This window comes from Protofrankia sp. Cr1, from assembly GCF_963555865.1.
In the GTDB taxonomy this organism is placed as follows: domain Bacteria; phylum Actinomycetota; class Actinomycetes; order Frankiales; family Frankiaceae; genus Protofrankia.
In genome coordinates this window covers 9,479-12,839 of record NZ_CAUVXO010000134.1, presented here as the reverse complement: position 1 = coordinate 12,839, position 3,361 = coordinate 9,479, and the positions used below count along the sequence as shown (strand labels likewise).

The window sequence follows — 3,361 nt, the reverse complement described above, 5'->3', positions numbered from 1 at the left end:
GTAATTGGCAGCATCCCGGTGAGATGATTTCGAGACATTCGTGCCGAGAGAAGGGCGTGGACGTGTCCACTGCGCCGCAGGTTGTCTTCGACGCCTTTCATCCCATGCATCGAGCCAACCCCTACCCGCGGTACGCGGCCGTCCGCGATTTCGCCGCGCTGTACCCGATCAGGCCGGATATTCTCATGGCGACCCGCTACGAGGAGTGCTCGGCGGTTTTCACGGACGCGCTGTGGGGCCACGGCTACGAGGAGGGCATCAACCCCTTCCGTCCAGGAGTGGCTCCCGACGACGTGCCGGGATCGATGCTGCGGATGGACCCGCCGAACCACACCCGGATGCGAGGACTGGTCAAACGGGCGTTCGTCCCGCGCAACACCGAGGGGCTCCGACAGCAGATCGAGGACCTCGTCAATACGCTGCTCGACACGGCGATCGAGGCCGGCGAGGTCGACCTGATGGAGGCGTTCGCACGGCCACTGCCGCTTACCGTCATCGGTGACATGCTCGGCATCCCGCCCGAGGACTACCCAGCGGTCCAGAAGTGGTCGCTGGAGATCGTCCGTGGCACAGATCCGGACATCCTGCAGTCACCCGAGAGCCTGGCGCGCAGGCCGGAGGCCATGCGGGAGTTCGAGGCGTACTTCGCGGCGCTACTCGCGCAGCGGCGCAAGGATCCTCGCGACGACATGCTGAGCGGGATGTGCGCGGCCGAGGACCGCGGCGAACTGAGCAGCAGGGAGGCGCTCGGGCTGTCCGTGGGGCTGCTGATCGGGGGGTACGAGACCGTCTCGGACCTGATCGGCAAGGGTGTCGTGGCCCTGTTGCGCAACCCCGACCAGATCGCGCTCTGGCTTGCCGATCCCGATCTCGCGGCGCCAGCCGTCGACGAGTTGCTCCGCTACGAGCCGCCTGTGCAGTTCACCCATCGGGTCGCGCTGGCAGAACGGGAGTTGGCCGGGCACACGTTCGCGCGGGGGGACGGCATCGTCGTCCTGACCGCCGCCGCTAACCGCGACCCTGCCGTGTACACCGATCCGGAGTGTCTGGACATCACCCGGTTCGCCGGCCGCACCCCCGCGCCGCGCCACCTTTCGTTCAGCGAAGGGCTCCACTACTGCCTTGGCGCGCATCTCGGCCGGCTGGAGACCCAGATCGCCGTGGACACCCTCCTACGCCGCGTACCCGGACTGTCGCTGACCGACGAACCCGTCTGGCGCGACACGGTCGCCATCCACGGGTTGGACACCCTTCCGGTCCGCCTTCGGGATTGACCGACCGTCCACGGCGTCCAACCCGTGGATGGCGGAGTTCGCAGCGCAGCAGGAGCGCGGCTGACCACATGGCCGGCTCAGGTCCACCGTGGTTCGTCGCCGCTCCATGGGACTGTTCCCCCGCTTGAACCCGCCCGGCTTCCGAGGTTGGCACCCGAATGCATCAGCGGATTGTTCGATTTATCGTGGGTGCGGCAGCTCCGCACGGACGGCTCGCGCTACCCGCCGGACCCGACCTGGCCGGCACGGAGGTCACGATGAACGAAGGTACGACAAAGATCTGGGCTCACTCGGGCGACTCGCACTTCCTCGAACCGGACGACCTGTGGTTCCAGATCCTGCCGGCGAAGCAGGCGGAGCGGATGCCACGGAGCGAGAAGGTCGGCGAGAACGAGGAGATCGTCCACGTCGACGGCAAGAGTTTTCGCCGTACCCTGCCGAAGGTCATGACGGTAGGGGTGCCAGTGGCGAGACGATAGCGGAGATGTCACACCGACCACCGGGCGCCCGCGATGTCAAGGCACGCCTGGTCGATCTCAACAACGAGGGCATCTGGGCGGAGGTGGTGTACGCCTCGCTCGGCCTGTGGTCGAACATGATCGAGGACTCCGTGCTCGTCCGGGATGCGGCCCGGGCTGAGAACGAGTGGCTCGTCTCAGAGATCCAGGGCGCTGCCCCCGACCGGCTCGTGCCTGCCGGGCTCATGCCGTTGCTCTCGATCGACGACGCGGTGGCGGAGGTTCAGCACGCCGCCTCGGTAGGGCTGAAAATAGTATCTCTTCCCACCGGGACACCGCCCGGTATGAAGGACTGGAATGACCTCTCATGGGAGCCGTTGTGGGCGGCCGCAGAAGAGGCAGGGATGGTTCTCGGCTTCCATATCGGTACCGAAAATAATGAACGCGTGCTGTACCGCGGGCCCGGCGGTGCCGTTCTCAACCTCCTGGAGACCTCCTATGAGGGACAGCGGACGGCGGCCAAGCTCGTCGGCGGCGGCGCCCTCGACCGTCACCCCGACCTGAAGATCCTCATCTCCGAGGGCGGGGCGACCTGGGTGCCGTTCGTAGGCGACCGCCTCAACGAGGGGTACCGCCAGCACGCCGCGTTCGTGCGACCAAAGTTGTCCCGCGAACCCAAACAGATCCTCTACCGCCAGGTGTACGCGTCATTCCAGCACGACGAGTCAGCGCCGGCGGCGCTGTGGGCGATGGGCTACCGGAACGTGATGTTCGGAAGCGATTACCCGCACCTGGAGGGCACCTTCGGTCATACTCAGAAGACGCTACGCGAGCTCTTCGACGGGGTGACGCCCGAGGTACGCCACCGCATCACCCGCGGTGCGTTCGAGGAGCTGTTCCCGCACGTCAGCTCCCCGCCCGAGTAGAAGGGGGCAGGTTGGTGTGAACGGCGGAGCGCACAGCATGTCGCGGCCGGCCCGCGAGTGGGTCGCACGCATCGCGGTTGCCGTGGCACTGATGGCGGTCAGTACGGGATGTGCTTCCAGCGCGGGCGGTGTGGCGGCGACACCGGCGTCGGGTCGCTCCCCATCGCCATCATCGGCCGTCCGGACGGTGTTCCCGCCCGGTGCGACGTCCGGGTCAGCCGTCGGTTCCACGGCGGCTGACCCGGGGCATGGCTGCCTGACCGTGAACCTGCGGGTGAGCGCCGCCAACCTGGACAACGCTGCGGGGCACAGCTACGAGCAGATCATCCTGACCAACATCGGCGCCACATCCTGCGTGATCGGGGGCTTTCCCGGTGTGTCGTACGTCGACGCCGGTGGCCGTCAGCTCGGTGCCGCCGCAGATCGCACCGGTGGTCCTGGTATGCCGGTCCCGTTGCTGCCCGGGCAGCACGTGACCGGCGTTCTCGCGATGATTCACACCGGTATACAGGCCGGGTGCGAGGAGCCGTACCAGACCGCCGAGGCCGTCGGTCTTCGTGTCTACCCGCCGGCCAACCTGACGGCACTGCTGCTGCCGGGCAACGGACCAGAAACGGTGTGCGCAAGCCCGTCCGTCCACCAGCTCCAGATTTCCGCGCTCACCCGGTGAGAACGCCGGTGGGGTGCCAGAGATCGGCCTGGC

General features: G+C 67.2%; 2 protein-coding genes and 1 pseudogene. All 3 read left to right on the top strand.

The features are described from left to right. On the top strand, nt 1-1,274 hold a 1,274-nt coding region (locus U9980_RS12960), incomplete at its 5' end, for a cytochrome P450 (RefSeq protein WP_322768135.1). 257 nt (nt 1,275-1,531) lie between these two features. Beyond that, nucleotides 1,532-2,658 (top strand): annotated as a pseudogene (locus U9980_RS12950) (amidohydrolase family protein). A 37-nt stretch (nt 2,659-2,695) separates the two neighbouring features. Continuing rightward, nucleotides 2,696-3,328 carry a DUF4232 domain-containing protein gene (locus tag U9980_RS12945; protein ID WP_322768132.1) on the top strand — a complete coding sequence of 211 codons (633 nt, stop codon included), beginning with the start codon at nt 2,696-2,698 and terminating at the stop codon, nt 3,326-3,328. Nucleotides 3,329-3,361 lie beyond the last annotated feature (33 nt).